General features: G+C 40.8%; 13 protein-coding genes. 7 read left to right on the forward strand and 6 right to left on the reverse strand.

What is annotated here, in order from left to right; genetic code table 11:
* Position 1: 1 nt before the first annotated feature.
* The 4 genes from ACHUE3_RS15545 to ACHUE3_RS15560 all read left to right on the forward strand — a co-directional run bounded on the left by ACHUE3_RS15545 (position 2) and on the right by ACHUE3_RS15560 (position 6,534).
* Positions 2–2,446: an ABC transporter permease gene (locus ACHUE3_RS15545; RefSeq protein ID WP_394193273.1), complete on the forward strand. Its 2,445-nt coding sequence runs from the start codon at positions 2–4 to the stop codon at positions 2,444–2,446.
* Between the two features lie 53 nt (positions 2,447–2,499).
* Positions 2,500–3,876 (forward strand): sigma-54-dependent transcriptional regulator, encoded by a 1,377-nt coding sequence (locus tag ACHUE3_RS15550; protein ID WP_394193274.1) that lies wholly within the window; start codon positions 2,500–2,502, stop codon positions 3,874–3,876.
* Positions 3,876–5,159: a sensor histidine kinase gene (locus ACHUE3_RS15555; RefSeq protein WP_394193275.1), complete on the forward strand. Its 1,284-nt coding sequence runs from the start codon at positions 3,876–3,878 to the stop codon at positions 5,157–5,159. Before ACHUE3_RS15550 ends, ACHUE3_RS15555 begins: the two co-directional genes overlap by 1 nt.
* A 277-nt stretch (positions 5,160–5,436) precedes the next feature.
* A complete protein-coding gene (locus ACHUE3_RS15560) occupies positions 5,437–6,534 on the forward strand; it encodes a hypothetical protein (RefSeq protein ID WP_394193276.1) in 1,098 nt (365 codons plus the stop codon).
* Between the two features lie 188 nt (positions 6,535–6,722).
* Here the strand turns inward: ACHUE3_RS15560 and ACHUE3_RS15565 are convergent, their stop codons facing one another.
* Positions 6,723–10,172, reverse strand: a complete 3,450-nt coding sequence (locus ACHUE3_RS15565) for a PAS domain-containing hybrid sensor histidine kinase/response regulator (RefSeq protein ID WP_394193277.1) — start codon at positions 10,170–10,172, stop codon at positions 6,723–6,725.
* Between the two features lie 740 nt (positions 10,173–10,912).
* The gene (gene ylqF / locus ACHUE3_RS15570) at positions 10,913–11,857 is read right to left on the reverse strand and encodes a ribosome biogenesis GTPase YlqF (RefSeq protein WP_394193278.1); all 945 of its coding nucleotides are present in this window, start codon (positions 11,855–11,857) and stop codon (positions 10,913–10,915) included.
* 91 nt (positions 11,858–11,948) lie between these two features.
* Between ylqF and ACHUE3_RS15575 the strand changes: the two genes are divergently transcribed.
* Together ACHUE3_RS15575 and ACHUE3_RS15580 are read left to right on the forward strand one after the other, a co-directional pair.
* Positions 11,949–12,485 (forward strand): YaeQ family protein, encoded by a 537-nt coding sequence (locus ACHUE3_RS15575; RefSeq protein WP_058561055.1) that lies wholly within the window; start codon positions 11,949–11,951, stop codon positions 12,483–12,485.
* A gap of 28 nt (positions 12,486–12,513) precedes the next feature.
* The gene (locus ACHUE3_RS15580; protein ID WP_394193279.1) at positions 12,514–13,110 is read left to right on the forward strand and encodes a lipase family alpha/beta hydrolase; all 597 of its coding nucleotides are present in this window, start codon (positions 12,514–12,516) and stop codon (positions 13,108–13,110) included.
* Here ACHUE3_RS15580 and ACHUE3_RS15585 read toward each other — a convergent pair.
* Positions 13,107–13,316: a hypothetical protein gene (locus ACHUE3_RS15585; protein WP_394193280.1), complete on the reverse strand. Its 210-nt coding sequence runs from the start codon at positions 13,314–13,316 to the stop codon at positions 13,107–13,109. The two genes, ACHUE3_RS15580 and ACHUE3_RS15585, sit on opposite strands and share 4 nt — an antisense overlap.
* 339 nt (positions 13,317–13,655) lie before the next feature.
* Here ACHUE3_RS15585 and ACHUE3_RS15590 point away from each other — a divergent pair, with 339 nt between their 5' ends.
* The gene (locus ACHUE3_RS15590; RefSeq protein ID WP_394193281.1) at positions 13,656–14,129 is read left to right on the forward strand and encodes a Dps family protein; all 474 of its coding nucleotides are present in this window, start codon (positions 13,656–13,658) and stop codon (positions 14,127–14,129) included.
* A gap of 31 nt (positions 14,130–14,160) precedes the next feature.
* On the opposite strand, the gene ACHUE3_RS15595 is transcribed toward ACHUE3_RS15590, so the two are convergent.
* The 3 genes from ACHUE3_RS15595 to ACHUE3_RS15605 form a co-directional block, all read right to left on the reverse strand.
* Complete coding sequence (locus tag ACHUE3_RS15595) at positions 14,161–14,559, reverse strand: hypothetical protein (RefSeq protein WP_394193282.1); 399 nt, start codon at positions 14,557–14,559, stop codon at positions 14,161–14,163.
* 36 nt (positions 14,560–14,595) lie between these two features.
* Positions 14,596–16,671, reverse strand: coding sequence for a S9 family peptidase (locus tag ACHUE3_RS15600; RefSeq protein WP_394193283.1), 2,076 nt, complete (start codon positions 16,669–16,671; stop codon positions 14,596–14,598).
* A 117-nt stretch (positions 16,672–16,788) separates the two neighbouring features.
* A complete protein-coding gene (locus ACHUE3_RS15605) occupies positions 16,789–17,358 on the reverse strand; it encodes a chitin-binding protein (RefSeq protein ID WP_394193284.1) in 570 nt (189 codons plus the stop codon).
* Positions 17,359–17,366 lie beyond the last annotated feature (8 nt).

The raw sequence follows: 17,366 nt of genomic DNA on the forward strand, positions 1-17,366 counted from the left end.
TATGAGCCGTTTAACTAAAACACGAAGCCAACTGCGCTTAGCATGGGCATCACTGATGAATGCACCAGGGTTTGTCACTGCTGTTGTCTCAACACTCGCACTTACTTTAGCGGCATTATTTGTCGTACTAAGCTTGGTCAATAGTTACTTTTTAAAACCACTTGATGTCTTTGATGAGAGCCGCATGGTGGTGGTTGAGCAAAGCCTCACTTATGATGATTATGATGCGGTTGGCTTTCAAAGTTACCAATCCATGGTGCACTGGTTTAAAAACAATAAATCCTTTGAGAATGCATTTCTTATTAATGCCGGTGAAATGATTTTTAAAAATATTGCAGGGGAGCCCAAAGAAGATATTTTATATGTCAGTGGCGAATACTTTGAGCTACTCAATACAGAATTTATCCTCGGGCAGCCTTTCAGTAGCGGTGACACTCTAGAGCAGGTTGATGACAGCGTAGTTATTTCAGAACGCTTTTGGCGTGAACACTTAAACAGTGACCCTGATGTGATTGGCACATCACTACAAACACTCGGCAGTATAAGCTACATCATAAAGGCTGTCGTATCGGAAGAATTTAGTCCGTCATACATGATTAAAACGGGCATGGTTGACGTGTGGCTACCAATGAGCACTGACCGTCGCTTTTTTCACAATGATGAATGGCAAAGCCCGTGGACTAACACCTTTAGAAATCTCAAGCTAATAGCAGTATTAAAGCCCGGGGTCACAAACGAGCAAGTCAAAACCGATTTAAAAGCCCAAATTGATACCATTAAATCTGAGTGGCTTGATAATGGCGGTATTACTGATGTAAACCCTGTTGTTACACCGTATCGCGAGGTTGAACTGGGTAATAATGATCAACTGAGTTTAATGATGCTTGCCGGTGCTTTAGGCTTATTTGTTATTGCTGTACTTAACGTAAGCACTTTATTTTTCTCTCGTGCCTTGGCGCAACACAAAACATTAGTATTGCAAGCTGTACTGGGCGCAAAGCGTAAAACGTTATTTAACAGTATATTGCTGCAATCTCTTATTTTGATGAGTATTTCGGTCAGTATTGCGCTGTTTTTATCTGTTTGGGGTATTAGGCTGTTTAAAGTATTAGCCGAAGGCCGTTTACCGCTGGTAAATAGCTTAGCCATCGACACCAGCTTGGTGCTCATTGCCATTGCTATCTGTATTGCCTTGGCTTATGTATTTTCAATCATTACAGCCCGCTTAATTAACTACAAAACCCTCAGTGGCCAAATGCAAAGTAGCGGCAAAGGCGGTGTATCACAGGTCTCAGGTCGCACCGTGCGCATACTGATCGGTAGCCAAATGTTTGTTGCTGCTTTATTAGTGAGTTTTTCAGTGATGATTGTCAGTAAGTCTCTTGAAACCATTAATCGCCCACTCGGTAGCGATACAGAAAACCTATACTTTGCCCAACTTTTTCAGGCCAATAATAATGCAACACTCCCTGAGCGCTATGAGCAACTTAAGCAATATCAACAAGTTCTAAAAAATAGCGAGGGAATAAAAGATGTGGCTATCGGCCACAGCCCAGTAACGCCAAGACAAAATGCCAATACGCTGACCGATGTTGAAGGAAAAAGCTCTATCTTCTTCCCAAGCCAATGGGTCGGGCCGGAGTATTTTGATTTAGTAAACACCAAGATACTCGCTGGCCGCACTTTCAGTGAACAAGCTATGCGCGGGGAAACAAATGAGCTATTGGTGTCTATCAGTGTTGCGAATTGGTTATTACCCGATCAAGATTACACAAATATTATCGGTAAAAGTTACCAAGGCTTAGAAGATAAAATGTTTGAGATTGTCGGGGTAACCGAAGATTTTAATCACCCTAAGTACTATGATGAATCGTTTGGTCGGCACATGTGGTGGCCAGCGACACCATGGAGCTACATGTTTACGATTAAAATGGACGCTGGTGCCACACTCAATAGTGAAAAAATATTAAACCTACTCAGAGAAGCTAATAGCCATTTAACGTTATGGCAATTTAAAGACTTACAGCAAGAGTATGATGGCCTACTCTACATGAGCCGTTTAACTGTTGCGCTGTGCAGTACCTTGGCACTATTCACTTTGCTATTAGCGGCCATTGGGATATTTGGGGTGCTTAGCTACAACCTAGGTCTGCGCCGCTATGAGTTTGGTATTCGTATGGCACTGGGGGCTAAAAAGGCACGTTTATTTAAACTCATGGGTAAAGAGGCGATCACTCCTGTGTTAATCGGTTTTACGCTAGCACTTATTATCGTAGTAGCAGGTTACTTTATCTTGCAAGAACAGCTTGTATCTTGGTTAATTTTAGACGTACGTTTGCAATTAATGACGTGGTTTATCACTTTGATTATTGCAATGTTCGCCTGCTTTAGGCCACTATTGCTACTAATTAAAGCCAAACCCATGGCCGCACTTCGCAACGAATAATAATGATAAGGGTGGCCCAAAGAGGGCCACCACGACAGGATCATACATATAAAATGGACCCAATTTTAGTAATCGACGACCAAGCTGATGTTCGCATGGCCGCCATCGTGGCGCTAAACCAACTTGGCTTACAATGTATTGAAGCACAAGGCCCTGAGCAAGCCCTCGAAATTATAAACAGTAATGCAATTAGCCTTATTTTGCTCGATATGAATTTTAAACTCGATACGACCTCAGGGGATGAAGGGCTGCGATTTTTAAAGCAACTGCAATCACTTAGTTCAACCATTCCTGTTATCGTAATGACCGCGTGGGCGAGTGTGGATGTCGCGGTAAAAGCCATGCAATTAGGCGCCGTTGATTTTGTTGAAAAGCCTTGGAATAACTTGCGTTTAACTGCCGTTGTACAACAGCAACTAGCGCTGAAAAAAAGCAATCATGATAATGCCTGCTTAAAAGCACTTAACTTACCAAAAAACACTGATTACATTGCAAATTCAGCGGTGATGCAACAATTACTGGCACGCGCAAAACGCGCCGCGAAAACCGATGCCAGTATTTTAATCACCGGAGAAAATGGCACCGGTAAAAGTCTACTCGCAAACTATATTCACCAACACTCTAAGCGCTGCGAGCAACGCTATGTGAGCGTAAATATTGGCGCTATTGCGCCCTCTTTATTTGAAAGCGAATTATTTGGTCACAAAAAAGGCGCCTTTACCGACGCCAAAGAAGATCGGCTCGGTCGTTTTGAAATAGCCAATGGCGGCACCTTGTTTTTAGATGAAATAGCCACACTCCCTCTTGAGCTACAAAGTAAAATGCTGCGCGTACTAGAAAGCCAAGAGTTTGAAGTATTAGGCTCAAGCCAAACCCAAACAGCGGACGTACGTATTATTGCTGCCACTAACGCAGAGCTCGCTAAAGCTATTGAAGTGGGTGAATTTCGCCGCGATTTATTGTTCAGGCTCAATACCATTGAACTGCATATTCCGCCACTACGCGAGCGTCCCGAAGACATTATAGAATTAGCCCATCACTTACTTGCAACGCACAGTAAAAAATACCAGCGTGGAGGTATGTCACTTTCAGCCACTGCGACCAAGGCGCTCACGAACTACACGTGGCCGGGCAATGTCAGAGAGCTTAGCCATTGTATTGAACGTGCCGTGATCATGAGCGATAACGATAATATTAACGCCAGTGATTTAATTCTTGAACAACCCAGTAGTGAAGCTAGCAACAGCGCAACAAATGAATCATTACCACTGCTGCCACTGGAAGAACTTGAAAAACAGATGATTCAAAAAGCGCTGGCGCAATTTAATGGCAATGTTGTAGCCGCGGGTGAGTTTTTAGGCTTGAGTAAATCAGCGATTTACAGACGAATCGATAAACACCAGCTTGATTTAAAAGAAGCAGACTTTTAATGGCCCGCACTCACTCGCTCGAACAGCGCTTAATGCGTTATGCTGCTTTAATTTTGTTTATTGTATTAACGCTGTGTATTTTGCTTGTAATAACGTGGAGGCTCGATTGGTTTGCAAGTTTTACTATAATGCTACCCGTCGTCGCAGTAAGCCTGTTTGCAGTAGTCAAAAGCTACAAATTGACCCTTGATGTTATCGAACGCTTTGGTACACAGCTTGATGCACTGGCTAATAACGAGAGCAATAGTTGGCATTTAGCGCAGTATCAAAGCGGGCGAGTCGCCAACCTTAAAAATGACTTTACCAAACTCAGTGACAAAATAGCACAAAGTAAACGCCACTATATGCAAACTGAAGAGTTCGTGTTTGAGTTTGCCAGCATGCTTGATTTGCCTATTGTTATTTTGGACCCTCACGGGCAAGTTTACTTTACCAATAAAGCATTTTTAAACACCTTAACAGCGCCCAATGTTGAGGGTTTAAATAGCGCCGATTTAGGGTTAATTTATAACGACGGTAGTTGGCAAATAGAAAAAGAATCTTGTTTTAAGCGCCGCTTTATCGTGTCAGCACAAACATTTTGGCGCACAGGGCGAAACTACGAGCTGCTTACGCTATTTTCTATCGAACAACAGTTGCGCGCAAACGAACAAGACATTTGGCAGCGCTTAATTCGCGTGCTCAACCATGAAGTGCGCAATTCCTTAACGCCGATTTATTCCATGAGTCAGTCACTGCAAACCATGAAACAGCAAGGGCAAATAACATCGGGGCCAGACCTTGCTCAGGATATGCTGCAAGTGATTGAAAAACGTGCGCAACATTTGCTTGATTTTGTAAGTAGCTACAGTGCGTTTGCAAAACTCCCCACGCCGAATAAACAGCAAATCAATAGCGAGCAAGTGAACTTACGGTTACAGGCAATATTCCCAGATCTCGTAATTCACTCATCTCAGCCTGTGAATTTTACCGCCGATTTAGGCCAGCTTGAGCAAGCACTGATCAACCTGATAAAAAATGCCTTTGAAGCGGGCGGCAACACTCCCCCTACTCTTAACTGGCAACAGCAAAATGATGGCGTTGTGATTGAACTGACTGACAGCGGCACTGGTATTGCCAACCCCGATAACCTATTTGTGCCCTTTTACTCAACCAAAGCACAAGGCGCGGGCATTGGTTTGGTGATCAGCCGGGAATTAATACGCAACCAAGGGGGCGAATTACAACTATTAGCCAGTCTTTTCAGCCAAGGCACACGTGCATTAATTACCTTAGCGAAATAACCGAAATAGTTTTACAACTGTAAGCACACCAACATGGTAGGGAAATAGCAGCCAAATTAAATCAATGACACACGCGAATGAACAAACATAAACACTAATACGAGGTACTGACTGTTGCCTCTTTTTATTGATACTTAAGCTGTTCAGCGATCTTTTTTTTGCTTTAAAGTAACTGAACGCCTTAACCTTAATACGCTATTTAACATTGACGAATGTACCTGTTTTGGCTATGTTTGTGATTGATTTTTGTCTATAAATAGTAAATTCAAGGATGAATATGAAATTTATTAAATATCTCTTCTATGCTGCATTTTTATTAAGTGCGAGTTCTGTATCAGCCAAACTGCTAAAAACTTATTCTGGTACTCATTATGATATGAATACAGCTTATAGCGTTGCTAAGTATAAAGCACCTGGCATTACATGCATCTTCACAAATGAGCCTGGTACCTTCCCTATGCCGTGGGATCAAAAGTGTTCGAATAGTGCAATAAAAAAGATCGCCTTTATAAATCCAAGGACAAAGCAGGCATTTAAGTTCAGCGTTCAAAGTATTGCAACAGACAATGGCGGGAGTTACGTTGAGATAAAACAAATTAGCTTCACTAATATTGAACGCCAAGCAGTGAATGACTTTTATCAAATTCACACAGATATTAAAGATGCTGTTTCAAGAGTCAATTTTAACCCATTAACTCTTCAGTCAAATAATACGAGTTTCAGCCATTTTACCAAGGCATTTTCAACATCTTTATCTAGTGCGCAATGCACAGAACACCCCACAAGTTACTTTACGCCAAAAGGGCAACGTAAGACTCATAACAAATTAGCTAAAGATATAAAAAATGAACTGGGTAGTAGTACCTGGTTTGATTACTTTGAAGATACTGACTTTTCTGGTGGTGGCATTCAACTTGGAAAGGGCAATTTTGGTTTAAATATATCCTTACACCACATCAACCATGATGTATTCACCAGCGTCAGTTTTGGAGACCCTGATTATAATTTATTAGTATTCAAAGTACATTACAACGGCGATATGCGTGTTGATGGCAAACGAAAACTTAACCTTAGGTTTGAGTTACAAAGAGGCTCTTCTGCAATTGATGGCATTGAAATATCACGCTTATTCACAGATGATCCAGATGTTGTGATTGATTTATCTAAAATAGCGGTTTCTAATTGTTTTTTAGATTTTATAAAAAACAACGGTACACCCCACCCTAGCACCGGCGGACCAACTGGAGGCGGTGGTCCTATTGGAGGCGGGGGCAGTGTTTGCACTGAAAGGCTCAATGCTTATACATGTTCAACTGCGTCAGGTGGGAGTACAAAATGCTCCAAACAAGTTTTTATAGTGCCTCGCTCTTGTTAAAGCTTATAAGTTTAGTAAATTAACAATTAATATCGGTAGCTTTTCGTCTACCGTTTTTTTGCAAACTACTTATTGATACTTATGAGTAAACTCCTCGAAAAGCTCATATATACTTAAGCCACCTAGACGTTTCAGCGATTCTAAATTTAGCGCTGTAAATTAAGTAAATAGGGTATATACGGCTAACGCTATGTTAGCCGTTTTATCATCCGTTTTAAGGCGGGCGCTTTGAGTGGTTTATAGAGCAGCGGGTAGCCTGCATCTAGCACCCGCTCACGAATACCCTCATCATGATTAGCGGTGTTGACTATCGCAGGTAGTGCATCAAGGCCTGCCTGCTCAATAACGTCAAGGCCAGTCACACCATCATCTAGCTGATAATCAACTATCAGTAGTTGCGGTAAATCGTGAGCCGCTTTTAATTGCTCAAGCTGTGCTAAGTTTGTAGCAGTGGCTATTTCGCAGCCCCAGTTTTCAAGTAACTGTTTAAGTGCTTCGAGCACATTACTGTCGTTATCAACTAACCAAATTCGTAATCGGCCTAACTGTGTTTCTTGGCTTTGCTCGCTATTACTAACGGCATCATGGGTATGGTTTATTTTGCAAGGCAAAGTTAAGGTGAATTGCGTGCCTTTGCCCAGCTCTGAGCCCATAACTAGGGGGATATTAAGTAAATCACAAATACGCTTAGTAATGGCTAAACCCAAACCTAATCCTTCAGCGTTATGCTTAGCGCCTAATTGTTTAAACTCTTGATAAATAGTTTGCTGATCAGCCGTTGCAATGCCAATACCCGTATCTTCAACAATGAACGAAACATGCTCGTCATGAAGTTGCATTTTCAACCGCACTTCACCTTGGTCAGTATAACGAATTGCATTACTCAGTAAATTACGAAGAACTCGACGTAGCAAGGCTTTATCTGTTGTTAAACGGACATCACAGGTTTCAATAATAAAGCTCAACCCTTTATCTTTAGCAAGGGCGGCATAGTCATTGCGTAGTGGTTCAATTAAGCTACTAGCTAAAAATTCACTGATTTGCACTTTAAACGAGCCCGAGTCTAGCTTGGTTAATTCTAAGATACTGGATAACAGCTCTTCAGCACTTCCCAGTGAGTTTTTAATATTAAGTGCTAATTCTTTAAGCTCAGTATTTTGCGCTTTTTCATTCATCAGTGAGCAAAATAAACTAGCGGCATTAAACGGTTGCAGTAAGTCGTGACTTGCAGCAGCAAAAAAGCGTGTTTTACTCACAGTCGCTTGCTCTGCGATTTGCTTGGCTTGTGATAGTTCATGATTTGCTTGCGTTAATGCGGTGGTGCGCGCCGCTACTTTTTCTTCAAGACTGACATTGGCTTCGGTGAGTGCTTTTTGCTGTTTAACAAATTCAGTAATATCTGTATACGTGGTTGCAAAGCCCCCGCCCGGCAAAGGGTTACCTTGCATTTCAAACACACGGCCATCATTGTGGGAGCGCTGATATTTATAAGCACTACCTTGCTTTAAATATGCCAGCCGTTTCTCAACTTCATTATTAATATTTTCACTACTAAATAAGCCTCGTTCAGCATTAAAGCGAATAATATCAGCCACTGGCCGACCAATATAAAGCGCGTCATCTGGGTAGGCAAACATCTGTTTATAACCTTGATTCCATGCTACCAAACGCAGCTCACTGTCGACCACACTAATACCTTGTTGGATGTTTTCAATGGTGGATTGTAATAAATCACGATTAAACTTTAAAACCTGTGTTGCCTCATCAACAAATTCAGCTACTTGCTCAAGCGGTTGACGCTGCTCATTTTTGGCTACATCTAAAATTAATCGCGCAGATGCACCACCAATTACTGCCGACATCTCTCGCTCTATCAATAACTCAAGCTCAACATTGGCTGGGTGCTTCCACTTACTTTTATCCGCAGGGAAATAGTCACTCACTAAAGTTTGACTGGCATCTTTCTCAGCAAAGCGCTGCAGTAACGCGCCTAAATCGTGGTAGCTAAGTGGTTGCAAGGCTGTATTCAACCGTGAATCAGTAACTTGGTTAATAAACTTATTACTTTGCAAGCGCTCAGCTAACGTGGCTTGACTAAACAGGGGGACTAAAAAATAAACTAAGCAGTTGGCACCCAATGATAAAATTAACGCTTGGCTAATACTCTCCAGCCCAAGGGAAAATAGATCTGTTGGCGCCAACCAAGCAACCTGCCAGGGGCCATTAACTAACCAGTTGTGATCACCGCCTAAACCGCTCGCTAAATTAGGTAACAATAATGTGTAACCCCAAATAACAAAGCCACTTAAAATGCCTAGTTGCGCACCTTTACATGAGGCTTGTCGCCACCATAATCCGATGATCATTGCAGGAGCAAACTGTGCCACAAGCGTAAACGACATTAAGCCTATATTCGCCAATGTATTGGTCTCGCCTAACACCCGATGAGTAAAATAACTAAGCAGTAATATCAACACGATGACAATTTTTCGGGCATGGAGTAAGTTGTTTTTATCTAACCCGCGGCTACCAGAAGTAAGCTGTGAACGGCGCAATATAAACTGATTAATAAAATCATTGGTGATCATCACTGAGAGCACAATGGCCGATACAATCACCATACTGGTTGCCGCAGAAAAGCCTCCTAAAAACGCCAATAGTGCAATAAAGGGATTATCTGCCGACATAGGTAATGCCAGTACAAATGTATCGTAACCTACATCACTTCCTTGAAAGTAAATAAGCCCAGCATAAGCAATCGGCAGTATAAATAGGTTTATCAGTAATAAATAAATAGGGAATAACCAACGAGCGGTGGCAAGCTCCTTATTGTTATTATTTTCGATAAAACTCATATGAAATTGCCGTGGTAAACACAGCGTCGCCAATACACCCAATACAGTATGTGCAATATAGACATAGGTTGGGCTTTGCGTTGCAGCAACATGCTTATCTATATTGAGTTCAGTGGCTTTATTAAACAATGCCACAGGACTATCAAATAGTGCAAAACACACATACAAGCCTACAATAATAAACGCCAACAACTTAACCACTGATTCAAATGCAATACTGGCAATAAGGCCTGGGTTATGCTCACTGGGTCTTAATCTTCTTGCACCAAACAAAATAGCAAATAGCGCTAATAACAAGGTGATATAAAAGGTACTATCAGCCCAAACTTGATGACTTTGTGATACAGCTCGAGCAGTGAGTAAGTTAATACTTTGCGCGGTCGCACTAAGCTGTAATGAAATATAAGGCACAATTGCAATAACTGAAATCAGCGAGATCAAACCTGATAAGCTTGACGATTGACCATAACGGGTAGCAATAAAATCAGCCATTGAGGTCAATTTTTGCTGACGACAGATATGCGCAATACGACAATAAATTTGCCAACCAAAAATAAACAATAAAATAGTACCTGCATAGGTGGGCGCCAGCCACCAGCCATTGTTTGCCGCTTGTGCTGTAGTACCAAAAAATGCCCAAGAGGTACAATAAACACCTAACGATAGCCCATATGTTAAGCCTTTGAACGGTAAAACTTTACGCTTATCGGCCCACCCAGCAACCGCAAACAAAATGCCTAAATACACAACGGCAAGCAGACTTATTGACCAAATAGAAAACATAAAACCGGCTATTTTAATTATTATTTAACCAGCATAGGTGTTTTAGATAAAAAAATCAGCACTAACTTTAGTGCTAAACAGCTGTTTTACATGTACCTTTAAGAAGCACAAAAAGTAAATGAGAATTATTTTCAAATGAGTATTGACAGTGGATTAAATCTAATTGATAATCAATATCAACAAGACGATAAAGCACTACGGCTTGTACTGAATAAACTGAATTTGTTTCTCGACCCTGAAACAACGTGAAGCCCACGTTAAAGCTATGGTTATCTGTTATTAGCAACAACGCCCCTTGATGTTGATAACATTTAACCGCCCTACTATTTTACTTGCTACATTGCTCATATCGGTGACGGTAGATATGAAACTAAAAAAGCCCTTACGGGCTTTTTTTATGTCTGAAATTCATACAAATAAATGAGAATTATTTTCAACTAGCTGTTGACACACAAATTAATCTAACTGATAATCAATATCAACAAGACGGTAAAGCACTACGACTTGTAAGGAATAAACTGAATTTGTTTCTCGACCCTGAAACAACGTGTAGCCCACGTTAAAGCTATGATTACCTGTTATTAGCAGCAACGCCCCTTGATGATAATAATGGGTAATCGCCCTACATTTTACTTGCTACATTGCTCATATCGGTGACGGTTGATATGACACTAAAAAAGCCCTTACGGGCTTTTTTTATACGTATAATTTATGTACTGAAATAAGCTAAGTCATAAAAACTAACGACGATTTTTACGCGCTCTTGCTCGGCGCTGTTTTTTCTCTTCTTCTTTAGCGGCTTTTTTAGCTTCAGCAGCAGCACGAAGTTCAGCAACCATCACTTCCTCATCTTCACGCATGGCTGGTGTTTCCATGGTAATTCGACCGATTATGCCATCACGTAATTCATTGATAAGGATTTCAGACATTTTATAGGTATCGATTTGGTTGCCACCGCGAATACAACCACGCTTTTTGCCCGCCATTTCAACAAATTCCCAATCACTTTGTGGTAACTCATCAATTTTATAGCGTGCTTTTAATAGTTCTGGGTAGGCATGTAATAAGTACTCAGCGGTGTAACTGGCCACTTCTTCATAATCAAGCGCCGTATCACGAATAGCTCCGGTAGCACCAAGACGAAAACCTGAGTTCTCATTTTCTACCTTCGGCCATAGCATACCTGGTGTATCGTAAAGCATAATGCCATCATCAAGCTTAATACGTTGCTGCGCTTTCGTCACTGCAGGCTCATTACCCGTTTTTGCTACTATACGACCTGCTAAGGTATTAATAAGCGTAGACTTGCCCACATTCGGGATACCCATGATCATGGCTTTAATTTGCTTATCAGCGCCAACCTTGTGCGGTACCAGCTTTCTACACAACTCATTAATAGTATGCACTTGCCCTGCTTTATCATTACCGAATGCAATCGCTTTAACTGCACTTTCTTGTTCAAAGTACTCTTTCCACGCTTGGGTCATTTTAGGGTCGGCTAAGTCCGCTTTATTCAAAATTTTGATGACCGGCTTGCCTTCGCGAAGGATCGTCACCATCGGGTTTTCACTACTGTAAGGAATGCGCGCATCTAGCACTTCAATGATCACATCCATCTGTGGCATGATTTCTTTAATTTCATTACGGGCTTTGTTCATATGCCCAGGGAACCACTGGATAGCCATTTTTAAACTCCTACGTATAAATTAGCGCTATTTTAACTGGCTCAGCGGTTAATTGCGCTATACTGGCGAAAATTTTTTCAAATAAACTATTATGGCCCTTAAATCGACGATTATTAAGGCGCAATTATCGCTAAGCGATATGGATCGCCACCTTTACCAAGACTTTAATTTAACTCTGGCACAGCACCCGTCTGAAAATGACCAACGATTGATGGTTCGTTTACTTGCTTATGCTCTTAATGCATGTGATGGGCTTGAGTTTACCAAGGGGCTATCGGCTGACGATGAGCCTGAAGTGTGGCATAAAAACTACAGCGAAGAAATTGAGCTGTGGATTGAGCTTGGTTTACCCGATGAAAAACGCCTTAAAAAAGCCTGTAATAAATCGAAAAAGGTAGTGCTGTATACTTACGGTGAAAATAACCAAGCTATTTGGTGGCAAAAACATCAACCTAAGTTGTATGATTTTAAAAATTTAAGCATTTATAGTTTAGACTTTGCCGCAACTCAAGCACTTGCAGCACTAGTCGATCGTAATATATCGCTAACCATCACGATTCAAGATGGTGATGTGTGGGTGAGCTCTGATTCAGTTAACATTGAAGTAAAACCAGTACAATTAATGTAGTGATAGATTACATAAATTAAGAGGGCGTATGGCAATTCAACAAGTAGTAGTGTTACATGGCTTATATATGTCTGGCTTTGTTATGCGCCCACTGTGTTCTCGCCTTGAGAAAGAAGGATTGAGTATACTGAACTTATCCTATAATACGCTTACTCCAGATCGTGAGACTATTTTTAATCAAATAGATGCTTTTATTAGTGATAAAGAAACTGCGCTGGTATGCCATTCTATGGGTGGTTTAGTTGCAAGGGCCTACCTTGAAGCAGATTCTTCACAGAGTGAAAATGTTACGAAAGTAATTACATTAGGCACGCCGCATAAAGGCAGCCATATTGCGCATCAAATGCAGCAAAAGGGTTTTGAAGTATTTTTGAAAAACAGCGTAGAGTTTCTGTTGTCTAAAAATGGGGATTGGCCTTTTAAAGCCAAGCTTTACAGCATAGCGGGTGATTTACCCTTGGGCTTGATGCCATTAATAGCAAAAGGCAGTCAGTCTGATGGCACCGTTTTGTTAGACGAAACCAAACTAAATGGCATGGCAGAGCATAAAGTGTTTCACTTAAGTCACACCGCTATGATCTACTCACGCCAGGTAATGAACTATATTGTTGGCTTACTTGTTTAGTGCTCTGCACTTGCAGCCACTTTATAAGCAATAAATGCAATGATTGCCAATATTAAGGGCGTTGGTGCTGCAATATAACCAAAGGTGTCAAAATTTGCGAAGCTTGCGCCTGCTAGGTGTCCTACTAACCCCACTACAAATGCAACCAGTGCGATACCAATTACCACCAATTCCATTTTACTTTCTTTTTGTGTTTTAGCCTGCATGAGTCATCTCCTAATTGTTTAACTAGGTTGATTATGCGCCCACAAAAAACTCAGTTTTTGACCTAAATCAAGTTCGGGCTCTGCTTCCTCGCTAGCCCTTAGTAAGTTTGTTTTAGATCATATTACTGGATTATATTTAATCAATTTTTTATGTTTTAGATATTTGGGGTCGTTTTTATCTAAATCGCTCCCATATTTAGTTCGAGTGCTTAAAATTTTATTTTGATAGATTTAAGCTATCATCATGATTGATTTTAACCATTCTACAGATTACTAAAAATGACTAATACTCAGTCTTAACAACAGCGAATACGTTAATAATCCATTTAAGGAGAGATCATGTCACAGGTAAATGCAATTGGCCTTAACAGTGCAAAAAGTGAAGATATCGTAAAAGCACTTAACACCTTGCTAAGTAGTTATCAGATCCAGTATATGAACGCTCGTGGATTTCACTGGAATATTAAAGGACGTAACTTCTTTGAATTACACCTTAAGTTTGAAGAAATTTATAACCTACTTCTTTTAAAAGTAGATGAAATTGCAGAGCGTATTTTAACGCTTGATGGAGCACCACTGCATGCATTTTCTGATTATTTAAAGATTAGTGAAATCAAAGAAGCGAAAGGGATCAGTGATGGCGTTACCGCAGTCGAAAACTTGTTAGCCGGTTACAGCACTCTGATAAAAATGCAGCGCGATATTCTTGCAAAAGCGGGCGATGCTGGCGATGAAGGCACAGCTTCATTAATGGGCGACTATATCACAGAGCAAGAAAAGCTTGTTTGGATGCTAAAAGCCTATTTAGATTAAAAACCAAGCCCTCTATTGAGGGCTTAGTTATTTAAAGCCACTTGTTTGCGCAATTAAATTCTGGGTATTGCTCAATATAGCTTTGTAATGTTGGGTAAAAGTGCACGCTCATATCACTACCACGCCAAATATGTTCAAGCAGATTTTTAGCTATTAAGCTTGGTTGTATATAATCTACACGCTTGTATCCACGACTTTTCACAGCATGAAAATATTCTTTAGCCACTGCGAGGCTATCTGCAGTGGCTAGTTCAAAATCAGCTAAATTTATAGCGGCAAATTCAATAGTATTAGGTGCAAATGCAGCTAGTTCAGCTTGAACTTCTGTTGCAAATGCCATGACTCCTTCACGATTAAAACAGCCGATCAATTTTATATAAATAACGGGTGGTTCTATCGAGTACTGCCAGTTTCCATGCACTTTAAACATTTATTACCTCCACTGACACTAAAACCTAACGTCAGATCAATCTGCCAAGCTTAAGAAGAATGCCATCTCTAATGCTTTTTCTTCTAAGCTTTTAAATCTTCCCGATGCTCCACCATGGCCTGCATCCATATCTGTTTTAAAGATTAAAACGCGATCGTCAATTTTATATTCACGCATCTTTGCGACCCATTTCATAGGCTCCCAATATTGCACTTGAGAGTCGTGTAAACCTGTTGTCACAAGTATGTGCGGATATTCTTGTGCTTTGATATTATCATAAGGGGAATAGTCAGCAATAACATCGTAATACTCTGGGTCATTCGGGTTGCCCCACTCATCGTACTCATTTGTAGTAAGTGGAATTGATTCATCGAGCATGGTCGTTAGTACATCTAAAAATGGCACATGACAACCCACCCCCAAGTATAATTCTGGTGCTTGATTAATAACTGCTCCCATCAATAACCCACCAGCACTACCACCCGAGGCAAATACTTTATCTTTTGCGCCATAGCCTTGCTCAACCAATGCTGTTGTTACATCAATAAAGTCATTAAAACTATTTTGTTTATACTGCTTTTTGCCTTGTTCATACCAATGACGGCCTAACATTTCACTGCCGCGGACATGTGCTATTGCGTATACAAACCCACGATCTAATAAGCTTAAAGAGGCGCTCGAAAAGCTAGGATCAATTGTTATACCGTAGGCGCCATAGCCATACTGAAATAATGGATTCGTGCCGTCTTTCTTAAAGGTGTCTTTACGGTACACTAACGAAACAGGCACGCTGTCACCGTCTCGCGCTGCGACCATTACCCGCTCTGATGCGTAGTTTTCAGCTTCAAAATCGCCCAGCACACGCTGCTGTTTTAATAGTGTTTTTTCACCACTTGCTAGATTAACTTCATACAGTGAACCCGGTGTAGTTAAGCTTGAGTAATAAATACGTGCTGTTTTAGAGTTACTCTCAGGATTAGTTGCGATTGCGGCGTAATAACAAGGATCGTCAAACGCTAACGCCATACGTTGTTGTAAGTTATTTACAACAATAAAGCGTGTTTGCCCCAGCTCTCGTTCTGTGAGAACTAAAAACTCATCAAATATTTCAACACCTTCTAATAACACGTTGTCACGATGAGCCGTGTGTTCTTGCCATAATGCTTTATCCGATACAGTAGCGGTGCTAGCTGTCATCAAACGAAAGTTTTTAGCCTGCCAATTACTTACGATATAAAAGGTGTCACCGAGTTTATCAATATCAAATTCATGACCTTCTTCACGCGGCATAAGCTGTCTAAATTCACCAAGAGGCTGATTCGCATCCAGTACCCAAGTATCATTTGTTTCTGTGGATGCTAAATCAATAATAATTAAACTTTCATCGCGACTTTTGCCAAGCCCCATAAAAAAGCTACTGTCATGTTCTTCATAAACTAATACATCGTCAGCTTGTGGTGTGCCTAATACATGGCGAAACACCTGAAAACCTAGTAATGTTTTAAGATCTTTTTTAACGTAAAACAGGGTTTTATTATCGTTTGCCCAAACAACCTGACCTTCTGTGTTCTCTAACACATCATCCAATAACGAATCTTCATCTATGGATTTCAATTTAATCGCATAAATACGGCGCCCTTCAGTATCTTCTGAGTAAGCAAGTAGCTGCTCATTAGGGCTCACTGCTACCTCTCCAAGCTCATAAAACTCAATACCTTGCGCAAGACTATTAACATCAAGTAAGAGTTGCTTATCTTGCATAGTAATATCGCGACTGCGGTAATGGCGGGCATATTCATCATCGCCACGCACTTCTGCGTGATACCAAAATTGGCCATCTTTAACAGGAAAACTATTATCGTCTTTTACTATTCGCCCTTTTAATTCTTCAAACAACTGTGTTTGAAGCGGCTTTGTAGGTGCAAGTTGGTTGTCGCAATAATCATTCTCTGCTTTTAAATGCGCTAATATTTCACTATTTTCTCTATTATCGTCACGCATCCAATAATAATCATCAACACGGGTTTTATTATGTGTTGTTAAAGCGTGTGGTTGTTTGCGCGCACGTGGCGCTTTAGAAAGGGCAGATAATGATATATTTTGTTGAGACACAGCTGAGCCAGTAAAAGTTTTTGTTAAGCTCAGTTTACCATATTTTTTAAATACGCATAAAAAAGCCCACTCAAATGAGTGGGCATAAAAATGCTAAATAGCATCAGAGGGAACTGTTTAATTGCACGACACTTGTTGCCATGCTAAACCCCAACTTTGACCTACGCCAGGTTCATAAAGTGGATTACTTTCTTCTTTTACCTTACAAAACTGGTCGAACGGCCAAGGTTTGCATCTGTAGATCAACCCTGTTTTGGGCTGTAAAACTTTAACGCCTGCATTGTAATCGCAGCATTTGTTTGGATAAACATAGTCATACGCAGGTTCATCTTTCTTTATGTTGTCGCATTGAGCTATACAGTGAAAGGTCAGCTCTGCATTTATAATTCCCGATCCTTTAAGGGCATAAATTTGATTAGAACGATAAGCAACAACCAAACCATGCTCTGTCATTTTGCCCGCTTCCACAAGTGGAATATACATGTTGATATGTTCAGCTATATATCGCGGCCAGCTCTGCGGCTCACCTTGCTCACTGCTGGTAATCTTATAATCAAATGATAAATCGACTAGCTCTCCTTGCGCGTCATAAAAAGTTACCGTCACCATATCACCCACAAATAATCGGGTATGATGATTTAAGCAACCTATTGTCGACCACTCTCCACAGGTCAATGACGAATGCATAAACAAAG

Source organism: Pseudoalteromonas atlantica (assembly GCF_043641955.1).
GTDB classification, from domain to species: Bacteria; Pseudomonadota; Gammaproteobacteria; order Enterobacterales; family Alteromonadaceae; genus Pseudoalteromonas; species Pseudoalteromonas atlantica_A.